Here is a 14,232-nt window from a genome sequence, read left to right on the forward strand (position 1 = left end):
CCACGACTGCCCGCGCGGCGGCGCTCCGCACCCGGGCGGTCCGCCCGACGGCGCTCCGCACCACGGCTCCCCGCCCGACGGCGCTCCGCGCCGCGGCTCCCCGCCCCGCGGCGGGCCGACGGTTGCGGGTCTCCGGCGGGGCCGGGTGGGGGTCCCTCGGTGAGTGGTTCACGTGCGGTCTCCGATCACTCGGACGCGGTGGTCGAAGGAGAAGACCAGGGACGGTGCGCCGAGGTCGATGCGGTCGGTCGGGTCGCCGCGCTTGCCGGTCAGCGGGTCGGCCGGGTGGAGCTGGACCTCGTCGACCAGTTCGACACCGGGGACGCGCTGGAGGACGGCGAAGACCTCGCCGGACTGCACGGGCCGGCCGAAGCGCCAGCCCCGCCCGTCGGCGCCGCCGGTCAGCGGGTCGAGGTGCCGGTACAGGGCGTCGTGCGCCTGGCGGCGGACCCGGTCCGTGTCGGTGCCGCGGAAGGCGTGCACCGTCGCCACCACCGTGATGCCCTGGTAGAACGGCGGGCCCACCGCCAGCCGCGTACCGATCAGGCGCCGTTCGTCGAGGTGCCGGGTGATGCGGTGCAACAGCGCGTCACCGGGCACCAGTTGCTCGAAACGCAGCCGGCCGCCCGGGTCGGGTACGGCCTGGGGGACCACGAGGACCCGTACCGCGTACGCCCCGTGCTCGCCCTCGTCGCCCTCCAGGCAGGTGATGCGGGCCGTCTCGGGGGCGGCCCGGCGGGCCAGCTCCTCGTAGTCGCGCAGGGTCACCGCCCGCTCCTGGGCGCGCAGCGTGATGGGCGCGCGGGTCTTCGCCTCCTCCACCGTCTCGCCGTCGACGCCGCCGCGCGCCGCCTCCCGGTTGACGACCTCGGAGACGTACGGGACGGAGGTGCGCAGCACCTGGACGGCGCCGCGTGCCACGTTCCCGGCCCGGCCGCCGCCCGTGCGGTAGCGCCGGGCGCGGATGACGGCGCCCTTGGGGGCCACGGCCCCGTACTGGCGCAGGGTGCCGTCGGGCTCCCGTACCGCCGGGCCGAAGGCGATGTCACCGGTCGCCGCGTCCAGGGTGATGTGCCGGTCGTACGGGGTGGACGCGGAGAACGACGGGACGACCTCCCAGTCGATCCAGCCCTCGTGCTCGGCGGTCTGCAGCAGCACCGGAGGTGTGTCGCCGACCACGGGGAAGTGGGCCAGCCGCAGCCGCTGTCCGGGCAGGCCGCTGGACTCGCCGAGCGCCTCGTCGGTGATGGTCTCGGCGTGCACGGTCGTGGTGGTGCCGCCGAGCGTGAACGCGTCCACGGACCGCACGGTCGGCGAGGTCGTGTAGAAGGGCTGGTCGGGCAGGGGCTCGGTGACGCGGCAGCGCAGCCAGCCGGCCTCCTGGCCGCCGGTGCGCGAGAGGGTGTGCGCGCCGGGGATGTGCAGGACGACCTCGCCGGGCCGGTTCAGACCGCCGGTGCCGTCCCGGTCGATCTCGCAGACGACCCAGCCGTCCTCGGTCCACGCCTCCCACAGCAGCGGAGGCTGCCGCGGGTCCACGCCGACACCGTCGACCCGGCTGTCCAGCTCCATCGCGACCGCGCAGTGCGGGACGGCGGTGTTCAGCCCGATCAGCATGCAGTCACCGGGCCGCGGGGACTCGGTGAAGCACATCAGGTCCTTGCCCTCGGCGAGGTCGGCGGTCCTGTCGGTGACGGGCTCGCCGTCGCGCTGGACCACGAGGTAGCGCAACTCGCAGGGCACGATGGTCAGTTCGTCCTCGGTGGCGAAGACGGCCGCCTCCTGGCTCTCGGTGCGCGTGGTGGCGACCTCGGTGCCCACCGGCAGCAGCACCGGCTCGTCCTGCGGCGCGGACAGCCAGAACGTGACGTCCGTGCGCGCGGCGGAGGGCGGGAAGAGGGTGATGCCCACCAGGTCCAGGAACGCCAGGTGGTTCTTCTCCGGCACCCGGTTGAGCCGGTAGACGATCTGGTCGGCCATGTGGGCGACCGTTTCCACGAGGGTGACGCCCGGGTCGGAGACGTTGTGGTCGGTCCACTCCGGGGCGCGCTGCTGGATGTAGCGCTTGGCGTCGTCGACGAACTGCTGGAAGCGGCGGTCGTCGAGGTTCGGGGAGGGGAGTGCCATCAGCGGTCGCTTTCAGGGGAGTCGCCCGCGCCGATGGCGTCGGGCTCCTCGTGGGAGGGGATGACGTAGAACGGGAAGACGAGGCTGCGCGGGTTGTTGGTGCCGCGGATCGAGTAGCGGACGTCGATGAAGAGGACGCCCTGCTCGGTGTCGGAGCCGGCGGTCACATCGACGTCGCTGACCTCGATGCGCGGCTCCCAGCGGTCGAGGCTCGTGTACACCTCGTGCTGGATGCGGCCGGCGGTGGCCTCGTTGACCGGCGCGAACACCAGGTCGTGGATGGCGCAGCCGAACTCGGGGCGCATCGGCCGCTCGCCCGGCGCGGTCGCCAGGACGAGCCGGATGGCCTCCTCGATCTCGCGCTCCCCGCTGACCAGGGCGATGCCCCCGGTGGGGCCGATGCGCAGCGGGAACGCCCAGCCGGATCCGACGAACTGCTCGGCCATCAGGGGGCCACCCGCCTTCTCGTCCTCGTCGTCATGGTCGTCAGGGTCGTCAGGGTCATCAGGGCTGTCGGAGCTGGTGGAGCTGGTGGAGCGGTCAGGGGCGTCGGGGCCGTCGGGGTCCTCGGGGTCGTCATGGTCGCGGCCCTCACCCGAACGGGTACTTGATCTTGTTGACCGTCAGCAGGCCCATGAGGTCGATGTTGATGGCCCGCATGCCGATCTGGCCGATGGTGGTGAACTGCATGGTGCCGCCCGCGGTCGCCGAGAGGGCACCGATCGCCTTGAGGTTGAGGGCACCCATCGCGTCCACGGTCACCGCGCCGCCGAGCGACTTGAGGCTGACGATCCCGCGGCCCTGGAGGGTGAGCGGCCCGCCGCTCTTGATGCTGATGCTGCGCCGGGCGCTCAGTGAGAGGTCGGTGCCCGCGTCGATGGACACCGAGGTGCCGCCGGTGATGCTGACGGCGCCCTTGCTGTCCACGGTGATCTCGGTCTTGGTGCGGTCCAGGTTGATGATCAGCTTGTCGTTGCCGCTGGCCACCCGGACGCCCTGCTTGCGGCCGCCGGTCTGCTGGCTGAGCAGGTCCACCCGGTTGCCGTCCCGGTCGGACAGGGTGTGCCGGATCGCCTTCTTCTTGACCGGGTCGTGCAGCTGTACGTCCTTCACGACGGTCGGCTTGTCGATGCCGTTGTAGAGGCCGCCGATGACGAAGGGATGGTCGAGCGCCCCCCGGTCGAAGGCGACGAGGACCTCGTCCCCGACGTCCATCGGGAAGACCCCGCCGCCCGCCTTGCCGCCCAGCTGCACGGTCCGCGTCCAGTCGCTGACGTACGCGTCGTCCAGCCACGGGAACTGCAGCTTCACCCGGCCCTGCTTCAGCGGATCCTGTACGTCGGTCACGAGCGCGTTGGCCACACTCGGCAGCCGGGGCGCCGACGCGCCGCCGCCGGACGTCAGCCCGAACAGGGAGCGCCACTGCCGGCCACTCACGGTCACCAGCGTCTCGTAGTGACTGCCCGCGCCGAACGTGTGCCGTACGGAGGTGACGGTGTACTTGCCCTCGAAGGGGACGCCGACGTCGGTGAGCGCGATGGCCACCCCGGGGCGCAGCACGGGATTGCCGTGCACCGTGACCTCCAGCTCGGCGAACGACGAGGTGAGGTCGTCCGCGAGGGAGGCCGCGGCGAACTTGACCTCCGGCCTGCGGTCGTACGGGGTGTCGGTCTCGACCAGCTTGGCGGCCTTGAAGGCGTTGGCGGCCTTCTGCGGAGTCGTCCCGATGGCGAAACCGGCGTAGGTGCCCGCCTTCGTCAGTTCGACGATCTTCTTCTTGGTCGGGATGTCCCAGCCGCGCGCCTCGACCTTGTCGACCTGGTCGGCGGCGGTGACGGCGGCCCGGCAGCGCAGGACGTCGACCCGGCCCCGCAGCACCCGGGGGTTCGGGTCCTCGGGGGAGGTCGACAGGGGTGCCTTGGAGGCCGGGTCCGGCTCGGCGAACTCGAACTTCCCCTTGGCGTCCAGCGACATCACCATCTCGTTCTCGTCGGCGAGCCGCGCGAGAAAGTCCCAGTCCGTCACATTGGACTGGGAGATGAACTCGTAGACCGTCTTGGTCGTCTGGATCTTCCCGATCGCGACACCGTTCATCGCGGCGAGCTTGCGCGCGATGTCGGAGGCGGTCTGGTTGCGGTACGCGGCCACGCGGCGCACCCGCATCAGCCGGTGCCCCGGGTCGTAGCCGCGCACGACGCTGAACGTACCCGTGCCGTCGTAGTCGGTCTCCATACCGGTGACCTCGCCGGTGATCAGCGGGTTCGCCGCGCCCTGGCCGTCGGCGACCGGGGCGAGGACCACCTTGGAGCCGAACCTGATGTTCAGCTTGCCGAGCACCTCCCGGTCCGGGTCGCGGAAGGTGAGCCGGAACTCGCCGGGCACCCCCGCGCCGAGGTCGGCCCAGCCGGCGACGAGCAGGTTGATGTAGTCGGGCGGGATCTTCTTGCCGTCGATGGTGACGTGGATGATGTTGGAGAAGGACGTCCTCGCCATCAGTAACGCACCTCCTCGGCGGCGGGGAGGACCAGCTCGATACCGGTGGGCAGGTGCGCGGGGTTGTCGATCCCGTTGGACTCGGCGATCGCACGCCAGGCGGACGCGTTGCCGTACTCGCGCCAGGCCAGCGACTGCAGCGAGTCGCCCGCGACGACCCGGTGCACCCGCTGCGCGGTGAGCGCGCCCGAGGTCGGGTTCTGGCCCTTGATCGTGCTGGGGATCTCGTGCAGCGCCACCTGGCAGGTCGCCCGGATCGGCACACCGGTCGTGCCGAACAGCGAGTAGGTGACGTTCACGGATTCCACGTACGAGGTGAAGCGCGCCGTGGAGAACGAGCCCCACTGGAAGACCACCCAGGGCGGCGACGGCTGCTTCGCGGCGATGCTCTTGGCCGTCACCTCGCAGCAGTCGAGCAGGGACTCCACGTTCTTCAGCACGGCGTTGCTCGTCGGCTTCATGGACGAGTCCAGGAAGATCTCGACCGTCATCTCCCGCGGCTCGGGTCCCATGAACTCCGGGACCGTGCCGTCGCGCACGGCCGCGGCCGGCGTGGACTTCCACTGGGAGCGCCGGCTCAGCTGCAGCTGCGAGGGGTTGAAGTCGAAGTTGAACGTCTTGATCAGCCCGCCCGGAGTGGTGCTGGACCCGACGGGCGGCTCGTGGATGGCGATCGTGGCGCGTACGAGGCTCTTGCCCGCGCCCTTGCTTCCCTTGGCCATGGTGGTGTCCCGCCCCTCAGTCCGTGAACCCGTGGTGAGTGATCTCCAGGACCTCGGTGGCCACGCTCGGGTTGGCCGGGTCCAGGGAGGGGCCCTGCCAGCTCACCGGCAGCACGTCGATCAGCCCCCAGTGCGCCACCTCCGAACCGTCCGCGCGCAGCGCGGCGATCTGCGCGGTCGGCCGCTTGATGCCCGTGGCCACGGACGAGATCCAGGCCGCGACCTTGGTGGTGTCGGGGGTCAGCGGCCGGGTCAGCCGGATGTTGGAGAAGGTGACACGGGACGGAAGCTGCCAGACGAACCCGTTGTTGCCGCCCTCCTGGCGGTGCTCGATCTCCACCGCGGACGACAGTCCCTCGCACCCGTTGAAGTAACCGAGGCTCTCGCCGTCGATGGTCAGGGTGAAGAAGATGGTGGAGCCCGGGTCGAGATCGCGGGGCATCGGGGGCGGCCTTTCTGCGGACGTCGGTCATGCGGGGTGGTGCCGGATCGTGCCGGGTCGTGCGGTCGTGCCGGGCGGTACGGGTTTCGGCCGGTCGGCGGCCGGTCTGCGGCCGCTCAGCGACGTGGGTCGCGGAGCTTGCCGATCCGCTCCCGGTCGAGCCGCAGTTCGGTACGGATCAGCCGGGTGATCCGGCCGATCAGACGGTGCGTGAGCTCGTCGAGCTGGAAGTCGGTCAGGGAACGGGGGTCGAACTGCCCCTTGGCGACCGCGGTGTACGCGGGCGGGGGGCCGCCCTGCTCGTACGGCGGTGGCGGATCGTCGCCGGAGCCCGCCCCGGACGAGCCGCGCGACGAACTGCCGCGCGCCGTCACCGCGGACACGGCGGTGGTGGTCCTGGCGGACGTCGGGAGCAGCGCACGCTCCGGGGCGCGCTGTACGGGAACGGGCGCGGGCGCGGGTGCCGGACGCGGCGGAGCGGGCGCCGCGGGGGCGGGTGCCGTGGCCGTGGCCGTCCGGGGCGCGGCGACCGCCTGCCGCTGGACGACGGCCGGTGCCGGGTAGGCGTTCGGCATCGACAGCGGCTGCGCGGGCGGAGCGGTCCTGACGGGGCTTTTCTCCGGCCCGGACTTGGTGGCCGCGAGCAGCGGCACGGCACGTCCCGCGGGAGCACCGGGCGCGACGGCCCGCTGCACGGCCACGGGCCCGGCCCCTCCGGACCGCCCGGGCGCGGACGCCGTCCGGCGCAGGGGGACGGGGGCCGGAGGCGCGGGGCGCTGAGATGCGGCGGGTGCCACGGGGGTGAGAACCGGCGCGAGAGCCCGGGCGGGGGCGAGGGCACGCATGGGCGCGGGTGCCGGCGCTGCTGCGGGTGCCCTTGTGTTGCTTACGGCTTTGGTGGCGGCCGTGGTGGTGGGGACCACCGCGGCGGGAGCGGCCGTGGCGCGCTGTACGGAGAGGCCGTTGGCGGGCGGGGCGGAGAGGGGCACGGCCGGGCGGCGGAGGGGTTGTGTCGCGGGCGCGGGTGTGGGCGCCGGTGCCTGTGCGGGGGCGCGCTGCACGGAAGGCGGTCCGGCGGGGCGCGAACTGGCCGGAGTCGTACGCCCGGAGAGGGGCTGCGCGTCCGCGGGAGGAGCGGAGAGGGGCGCACCGAGCAGGGGGCGCTGCCGAGCGGCCGGCGCGGCGGCGCGTTGGACCGGGGTGTGCGGGGGAGCGACTGGGGTGGTGGCCGGGATCGGGGCCTGGGGCGAGGTCGGGGGCGTCGGCGGTACGGCCGGTGTGTGCGGGCGGTCGGCGGGGCTCGCGGAGCCGGTCGGCGGGGCCGAGATGACGGGAAGCGGGGCCGGTGGGCCGGGGTGTGCGGCCGACGAGCGGGTGACGGACGGATTCCCCGCCATCGGCGCACCGAGACCCATACGCCGTACGCCCGTGGCAGCACTCCGCTGCACCGGGTACGCGCCTGAACCGGACGGGGTGCTCGGAGGGGGCGTAGCGGCGGCGGGGGTCCCGGTGCCGCTCCGACTCGGCCCGGAGACGGGCGAGTTCGCGGCGGCGGGCCCGGCCTGCGCCCTCTGGACGACGGGTGCGGTGCCGCCGGAAGCGTCCGCGTCCGGCGTACGGCTGGGAGTGGCTGCCGCCTTCTGGACGCGAACCGGTGCGGTGCCGGTACCGGCGGTCGTCGTTTCGGCCGGGGCGGCGGGGGCGGCCGTCGCCCTCTGGACCGCAGCGGGGGTGACCGCCGCTGCGCCGGGTCCGGTGGCTGCTGAGGAAGAGGACGCGGTCGTAGCGGGCGCGGGCGCGGCGACGGGCGTGGCAGCCGCCGCACCCGAATCCGCCTTTGCGCGCTGGACGTTGAGGGCGGGCCCATTGGTACGGGGCACCGCGCTGCTGGGTCCGGCCGGGGTCCCGGTCGAACCGGCCCTTGCGCGCTGGACGTTGAGCGCGGGCCCGCTGGTACGAGTCACCGAGCTGCCGGGACCGCCCCCCGACGCGGCTGCGGGCCGTACGGGTGCGGCCGGAGCGGGGCCGGTCGGGGCCGGGCTGCCCGCACGAGGCGGCGTGCCGGCCGAACCCGTCGCCGGGGCGCGCTGGACGTTGACCGCCGGTCCGCTTGAAGGGGTCACGGCGGCACGGCGGCTGCCCGTTGTGCCGCTGGCCCCGGAGGTACGGCTGCCGGAGCCGGTGGCCGTGGCTTCACCGGTCGCGGCCGGAGCGGGGTCGCTGGGACCGGTCGGCGCGGCACTGCCCACCGGACCCGTCGCCGGGGCGCGCTGGACGTTGACGGCGGGCCCGTTGGAAGGGGTCACGGCGGCACGGGGGCTGCCCGTCGTGCCACGGGCTCCGGTGGTCGTGGCTTCACCGGTTGTGGATGCGGGCCGTACGGGTGCGGCCGGAGCGGGATTGCTCGGGGTCGCCCCACTCGCACGGGGCGGTGTTCCGACCGGACCGGTCGCCGGGGCGCGCTGGACGTTGACGGCGGGCCCGTTGGAAGGGGTCACGGCGGCACGGGGATTGCCCGTCGTGTCACTGGCCCCGGTGGTCGTGGCTTCACCGGTTGTGGATGCGGGCCGTACGGGTGCGGCCGGAGCGGTGCCGGTCGGGGTCGGCGCACCCGCGTGGGGCGGTGTTCCGGCCGTGCCGGTCGCCGGGGCGCGCTGGACGTTGACCGCGGGCCCGCTGGAACGAGTCACGGCGGCACCGGGATTGGCCCCTATGGCTCCGGAGGTACGGCTGCCGGAGCCGGTGGCCGTGGCTCCACCGGTTGCGGCCGGAGTCGGGTCGCTGGGACCGGCCGGGGCGGGGCTGCCCACCGGACCCGTCGCCGGGGCGCGCTGGACATTGACGGCGGACCCGCCGGAACGGGTCGCCGTGCTGCCGGGACCACCTGCCCCCGGATGGGCGGAGCCCGACCGCACGGCCCCCGGCCTCGTACCCCCGGCCGCCGGAGCACCCGACGGAGCGGGGCCCGACGAGACAGGGCCCGACGGAGTGGGACCGGACGAAGCAGGGCCCGACGGAACGGAACCCAGTGAGTCAGGACCGGACGAAGCGGGACCCGACGGGACAGGACCCAGCGAGTCAGCACCCGACGGAGCGGGGCCCGACGGAGCGGGGCCCGACGAAACGGGACCGGGCGAAGCGGGTCCGGACGGCGCGGGGCCCGACGAAGCAGGGCCCGGTGTAGGCCGGGGGGCCGGCGGAGCAGGGCGGTGGGCCACCGGCAGAGACCGCCGCTGTACTGCGGGCGTGGCGGGCGCCCTGGTCAGCGGGCTCTGCCGGTGGGGCCTTGGGGGTACGGCGGTCACCCGCGGGCCCGTCGGGCGGGACGCCGTGACGGGCAGGGACGCGCGCTGTACCGGTGGTGTGTCGCCGTGCGCCTGGGCCGGAGCGGGCTCCGACGGATCGGGCCCCGCCACCGGCAGGACACGCGAAGGCGGTTCGAGTCCGGAGACGGGCCCGGCCGACGTGGTGAGCGCGTTCCTGATCAGTCCGCCCGGCGCGCCGTCGAGGACGGCGTGGGACAGGGTCCCGGTGAGGGAGGGGTTCTGCCAGGTGCTCAGCCGGCCGCCGAACCCGGAGTCGGCGACCCCGGTACGGCCCAGGGCGGCCCGCTGGATCGGCGGAAGCCCCGTCCAGCCGACCACCGCGGCCGGCTGGGCATCCGCGGACGGCCCGGCACCCGCGGAGGTACCCACCGCAGCCGTACCCGTGACGGCCGCCGCGGGTACGGCACCCGTATCCGGGCCCGTACCCGCATGCGCTCCCGTGGGAGCGGAACGTGCGGCGGATGCCGCCGTGCCGCCCCTCAGTCGGTCGAGGAACCCCACCGATCAGCCCTCCGCCCCGCCCCGGGTCACCAGGGACGCGATCTGTTCCGTGTAGCGGCGGCGATCCTGGTGTTCGAGGTCCAGGATCGTCTCCAGGCTCCAGTGGAAGTGGTAGGCGACGTACGCGATCTCCTCGTGCAGCCGGTCGGTCGCGTACGTCACGATTCCCCCAGGCGGCTCCCGCCGAGTTCGACCTCGAAGGGCTCCGAGCAGTGGGGGCACTCCACGGAGGCGCGGGTGTGGCCCTCGGCGTTGACCTGCCGGTAGAAGTCCTGGAGGAACGCGAGGTCGGAGGCGAACATGTTCTCCACGATCCCGTCGTGCACCATCGCCAGCGTGCCGAGCCGGGTGATGACCCGGCCCAGCAGGACCACCGACAGATAGGCGGGGTTCTCCTGGACCCGGACGTCCCGCAGCGGAATCAACTCGTCCCGGGCGGTGGCCAGACGCATCACGCCGTCCCGGTGCACCGTTCCCGCGTCGTCGACATAGCCGCGCGGAAGTTCGAAAGGGAACTCCGTGCGCAGCGGTTGTGCCACCGGCGCGGGCGCGGGCGCCGGAGCGGCGGCGGGCGCCGGAGCGAAGGTCTGCTCCGGCGCCGCCACCTGCTCCGGTACCGGTGCGTCCACGACCGGGCCCGCGCCCGCCCTGGCAGCAGTACGGCGCATTACTCGATGACCAGTTCTTCGAAGACGATGGTCACGGTCTCGGTCAGCGCGGAGGCCTCGCCGGCCTTGAGCGCACTGGCGTCGATCTTGGAACACCAGGCGTTGCGCATGTTGTACCGCTTCACCGGGTTGTTCTGGTAATCCATCATGATGATCGAGGCGTTCTTGCGGGCCGTGCTCATCTGACCGGAGATCGAGTCGTTGATCCACGTCGTGAACGCCGGGGACTGGGTCATACCGCGCACGACGGTGCACTGCCCGTCCTTCTGCACGCCGGGCATGAGACTGACCTCGGGCCTGCCCTGCGCGGAGTTCGACAGGTGCTTGATGACGTCCTGTTCGATGCTGAGACCGTTGACCTCCGCGAGGTACTCGACCATCACGCCGTCGATCTGCAGACCGAAATTATGTGAAGTAAGGGCGTCACCCGGGCTGAGACTCATCTGTTCTCTGTCCTTCTGAGGGTTCTTGCTGGGGAGTCTTGTCTAGGGACGTACGACGACGGATGCGCGACGACGTCCGAGGCTGCGCGCTGCGTGCGGAGGTCTACTCCTCCAGCTCACCGCTGCCGCTGGAGAACTGGGCCAGGCGGAAGATCACGAACTCGGCGGGCTTGACGGGCGCGATGCCGATCTCGCAGATCACACGGCCGAGGTCGACCGACTCCGGAGTGTTGGTCTCCTCGTCGCACTTGACGTAGAACGCCTCTTCCGGCCGCTGGCCGAAGAGGGCGCCGCTGCGCCACTCGTTGACGAGGAACGCCGAGACGTTGCGCCGGATCCGGGCCCACAGGTTGTGGTCGTTCGGCTCGAACACCACCCACTGGGTGCCGAGCAGGATCGACTCCTCCAGGTAGTTGAAGTACCGGCGGACGTTCAGGTAGCGCCAGGCCGGGTCCGAGGACATGGTGCGGGCGCCCCAGACGCGGATGCCGCGGCCCGGGAAGGCGCGGATGCAGTTGACGCCGATGGGGTTGAGCAGGTCCTGCTCGCCGCGGGTGATCTGCAGTTCCAGGTCCACCGCGCCGCGCACGACCTCGTTGGCGGGCGCCTTGTGCACACCGCGCTCGAAGTCGTTGCGGGCCCAGATGCCGGCGACGTGACCGCTCGGCGGGGTCAGCCGGGACTGGCCGGTCGCCGGGTCGAAGACCTTCACCCAGGGGTAGTACAGGGCCGCGTACTTGGAGTCGTAGCCGGCGGTCTCCTGACGCCAGACACGGATCTCACGGGCGTTGAGGCTGGGCGGCGGGTCGATGACGGCGACGCGGTCGCCCATCAGCTCGCAGTGCGCGATCAGACCGAGCTGGACGGCCTTCACGGCCTCCAGGTCGATCGCGCCGCGCTGGTAGGCGGCCATCAGGTCGGGGACCGCGACCATGGAGATCTCGTCCACGGCCTCCAGGCCGCCGAAGCCGGTGCGGTCGGCGGAGTCGCCGAGGTACTGGGCCGGGCCCGGGTGGGAGTCCTCCGCACCGGCCGGAACGGCCGGGGAGTTGGACGCGGCGTCCGCCGGGGCGGCCAGCGCCACGGTCTGGTTCTCGGGGCGCGCCAGCTGCGCGGTGGGCGCCGCCTCCTGCACGGTGATGAGCTTGGAGCGCTCCTTCACCTGCGTGACGACGTAGTTGCGGCCGCCCTTCTTGGCGGTCACGTCGAAGGACTCGACGGGCTTGTCGCCGTCCTTGACGATCAGCTTGAAGCGCTCGGCGGGGCCCTCGCCCTCGGGGTCCGCGACCTCGACGCTGAGCGAGCCGCCCGCGACGGCGGTGACGCTGAAGGTACCGAGCTGCTTCGGCTCGCCGGCCGTGAGCGCGGCGGGGGCCGCGGAGCCGGAGACGGCCGCCGGGGCGCCGTTCGCGGAAGCGCCGTTCGCCGAGGTGCCGTCGGCCGCGCCGCCGACGCGTACGACGTACGCGGCGCTGCCGCCGTTGTTGAAGAACCCGTACACGGAGTGCGCGAGGTAGTAGCCGTCGGTGAAGGCACCGAAGGCCGCGACGTACTGCGACCAGTTGGTCACCAGCGTCGGCTCGTTCAGCGGGCCGTGCGGGGCGAGCCCCACGAAGGCCGCCACCGACGTGCCCACTCCCTCGATGGGACGCGAGCCGCTGGCCACCTCCTCGACGTAAACGCCGGGCGACAGGTAGGACGGCATGCTCTGCTCTCCTCGGGGTACGAGACAGGTCTACTCCGAGCTTCACGCGCGCGAGCGTTCGTTGAAACGTCCTGCGGTACCTGATCGGGGGCAAAATCCCTGCCCGCAAGGGCAGCGTGCTGCCTCCGTGTGCCCCTCGATCCCGTCCTTCTGCCCCCATGGCTGCCCCTGCCGCTCTCCCCGCGGGGGGCACCCTCCGGTAATGCTGGAGGATCAGCCGTGGAGGGGAACGTCATGCGCGCGCAGGAAGCCCAGGCCGAGAAGGCCGGTGGTGATCAGGTCAAGGTCCGCCCGAACACGACGGACCGGGACGCCACCGCGGACCGGATCCTGGCGTTGCAGAGCGCGGCGGGCAACGCGGCGGTCACCCAGGCCGTGCAGCGCAGACAGCACCAGCACAGCGACGGCTGCGGGCACACCCCGGACGAACAGCGTGAGCTGGTGGACCAGGTCAGGAAGTCCCCGGGCACCAGGATGAACGGCTCGCTGCTCAAGGAGACGGCGAGCTGGTTCGGCGGCGAGGACTTCAGCACCGTCAAGCTGCACACGGACTCGGTCGCCCTGCAGTCCGCCAAGGCGATCGGCGCCCGGGCGTACACCGCCGGCGACGACGTGGTCTGGGACGGCAGGGACAAGCCGACCCTCATCCACGAGCTGCAGCACGTCAAGGACCAGCGCATGGGTGCCGTCCCCGGCACCGACAACGGCTCGGGCCTGAAGGTCTCCAGCCGGGGCGACTGGGGCGAGAAGCGGGCCGAGGCGATCGAGGCGCAGGCGAGGAGCGGGCCGCCGCCGGTGCAGCGCGCCGCCGACAGCGAGGCGGTGACCTCGGGACACGGTTTCGACGGGGCGGCTGTCCAGCGCGCTCCCGCGGAGTCGGTCCAGCGTGCTTCCGGGCCGACGGTCCAGCGTGCCGACGGACCGGTGGTGCAGCGCGCCCTGGATCCCGAGGTGATCAAGGGGGCCCAGGAGAAGCTGGGTGTCGAGGGAACCGTCAAGATCGTGGAGGTGCCGGACAGCGGCAGCATCCGCGCGGACACCCCCTTCGCCAACTACCCGCCCGGGAGCTGCGTCGGCCTCTCCGAGGAAGAGCTCCAGCTCAGCGTCCAGGCACTGAACGGCGGCGAGGGCCACCACGCCGCCTCCGCGGTCGTGGGACTCGCCGGCGGCGGCGCCTACATCGCGTCGCACAAGATCCTTCTCGTGAACAGCACGCCGTCCCCGGGCTTCACCGTGGAGCAGACCGTCCGGCACGAGATGGGCCATGTCCAGCAGGACCAGGCCGGTTTCAGTGTCGACATGTCCGGTGGCAGGCGGGCGCTGGTCGAGTACCACAACATGCTGGTGAACGAGAACCAGTTCGCGGAGGGCAACCCGCGCCACGAGTACAACAGCACGGACAACTCCCTCCCGTCCGCGGTCCGCGAGGCGATGGTCGGTGCGGGGCTCGCGCCGGCGAAGCCCTGGGAGACGCTGGTCGAGTACATCAACTCGAACGATCCCGACGGCACCCAGAAGCAGCTCCTGAACGCCATCGTGGAGGAGCTGAACAAGGAGGAGTACAGCGTGGAGCAGGGCGGCAAGTTCAACCGCGCCACGATCCGCAAGAAGATCCAGGACCGGATCGGGCGGTTCTACTTCACCCAGCTGTTCAAGTGACGAGGCACCGAGGCCTGCCTCCTCGGACAACGGCCTTGCCCCTGGGGCCACTGACTTCGGATCACCCCTGCGGTTAGCGTCCGGGAGTGAGCCTTTGGACTTCTCTGGAGCCCGCCTCCGCGACCGTGGACCCGGGTGGCAGTACG

11 protein-coding genes are annotated in these 14,232 nt (G+C 72.4%); 1 reads left to right on the plus strand and 10 read right to left on the minus strand.

Annotated features, from left to right (window positions below; all coding sequences use genetic code 11):
- Positions 1-168: 168 nt before the first annotated feature.
- The 10 genes from IE278_RS41260 to IE278_RS41305 form a co-directional block, all read right to left on the minus strand.
- Positions 169-2,127, minus strand: a complete 1,959-nt coding sequence (locus tag IE278_RS41260; RefSeq protein WP_189780167.1) for a putative baseplate assembly protein — start codon at positions 2,125-2,127, stop codon at positions 169-171.
- Complete coding sequence (locus IE278_RS41265) at positions 2,127-2,573, minus strand: GPW/gp25 family protein (RefSeq protein ID WP_189780168.1); 447 nt, start codon at positions 2,571-2,573, stop codon at positions 2,127-2,129. Before IE278_RS41265 ends, IE278_RS41260 begins: the two co-directional genes overlap by 1 nt.
- 145 nt (positions 2,574-2,718) lie before the next feature.
- Complete coding sequence (locus IE278_RS41270) at positions 2,719-4,620, minus strand: VgrG-related protein (protein ID WP_189780169.1); 1,902 nt, start codon at positions 4,618-4,620, stop codon at positions 2,719-2,721.
- A complete protein-coding gene (locus IE278_RS41275) occupies positions 4,620-5,342 on the minus strand; it encodes a CIS tube protein (RefSeq protein ID WP_189780170.1) in 723 nt (240 codons plus the stop codon). Before IE278_RS41275 ends, IE278_RS41270 begins: the two co-directional genes overlap by 1 nt.
- Before the next feature lie 16 nt (positions 5,343-5,358).
- Positions 5,359-5,784 (minus strand): phage tail protein, encoded by a 426-nt coding sequence (locus tag IE278_RS41280; protein WP_189780171.1) that lies wholly within the window; start codon positions 5,782-5,784, stop codon positions 5,359-5,361.
- A gap of 116 nt (positions 5,785-5,900) precedes the next feature.
- A complete protein-coding gene (locus IE278_RS42840) occupies positions 5,901-8,090 on the minus strand; it encodes a hypothetical protein (protein ID WP_246571804.1) in 2,190 nt (729 codons plus the stop codon).
- A gap of 1,524 nt (positions 8,091-9,614) precedes the next feature.
- Positions 9,615-9,773 carry a DUF6760 family protein gene (locus IE278_RS41290; RefSeq protein ID WP_188114298.1) on the minus strand — a complete coding sequence of 53 codons (159 nt, stop codon included), beginning with the start codon at positions 9,771-9,773 and terminating at the stop codon, positions 9,615-9,617.
- A complete protein-coding gene (locus IE278_RS41295; RefSeq protein WP_189780172.1) occupies positions 9,770-10,279 on the minus strand; it encodes a hypothetical protein in 510 nt (169 codons plus the stop codon). The genes IE278_RS41290 and IE278_RS41295 overlap by 4 nt, the downstream gene beginning before the upstream one ends.
- Entirely contained in the window at positions 10,279-10,722 is a 444-nt protein-coding gene (locus tag IE278_RS41300; RefSeq protein WP_128375651.1) for a phage tail protein, read from the minus strand. The genes IE278_RS41295 and IE278_RS41300 overlap by 1 nt, the downstream gene beginning before the upstream one ends.
- 103 nt (positions 10,723-10,825) lie before the next feature.
- The gene (locus IE278_RS41305) at positions 10,826-12,427 is read right to left on the minus strand and encodes a phage tail sheath subtilisin-like domain-containing protein (protein ID WP_189780173.1); all 1,602 of its coding nucleotides are present in this window, start codon (positions 12,425-12,427) and stop codon (positions 10,826-10,828) included.
- Between the two features lie 234 nt (positions 12,428-12,661).
- On the opposite strand from IE278_RS41305, the gene IE278_RS41310 reads away from it, so the two are divergent.
- Complete coding sequence (locus IE278_RS41310) at positions 12,662-14,086, plus strand: eCIS core domain-containing protein (protein WP_189780174.1); 1,425 nt, start codon at positions 12,662-12,664, stop codon at positions 14,084-14,086.
- Positions 14,087-14,232 lie beyond the last annotated feature (146 nt).

Origin of the sequence: Streptomyces tauricus, from assembly GCF_014650955.1 — a bacterium.
Classification (GTDB): domain Bacteria; phylum Actinomycetota; class Actinomycetes; order Streptomycetales; family Streptomycetaceae; genus Streptomyces; species Streptomyces tauricus.

Bases quoted from the DNA above. Each gene is read 5' to 3' on its own strand.
- IE278_RS41260 (WP_189780167.1), bottom strand. From the start codon at position 2,127: ATGGCACTCCCCTCCCCGAACCTCGACGACCGCCGCTTCCAGCAGTTC.
- IE278_RS41265 (WP_189780168.1), bottom strand. From the start codon at position 2,573: ATGGCCGAGCAGTTCGTCGGATCCGGCTGGGCGTTCCCGCTGCGCATC.
- IE278_RS41270 (WP_189780169.1), bottom strand. From the start codon at position 4,620: ATGGCGAGGACGTCCTTCTCCAACATCATCCACGTCACCATCGACGGC.
- IE278_RS41275 (WP_189780170.1), bottom strand. From the start codon at position 5,342: ATGGCCAAGGGAAGCAAGGGCGCGGGCAAGAGCCTCGTACGCGCCACG.
- IE278_RS41280 (WP_189780171.1), bottom strand. From the start codon at position 5,784: ATGCCCCGCGATCTCGACCCGGGCTCCACCATCTTCTTCACCCTGACC.
- IE278_RS41295 (WP_189780172.1), bottom strand. From the start codon at position 10,279: ATGCGCCGTACTGCTGCCAGGGCGGGCGCGGGCCCGGTCGTGGACGCA.
- IE278_RS41300 (WP_128375651.1), bottom strand. From the start codon at position 10,722: ATGAGTCTCAGCCCGGGTGACGCCCTTACTTCACATAATTTCGGTCTG.
- IE278_RS41305 (WP_189780173.1), bottom strand. From the start codon at position 12,427: ATGCCGTCCTACCTGTCGCCCGGCGTTTACGTCGAGGAGGTGGCCAGC.
- IE278_RS41310 (WP_189780174.1), top strand. From the start codon at position 12,662: ATGCGCGCGCAGGAAGCCCAGGCCGAGAAGGCCGGTGGTGATCAGGTC.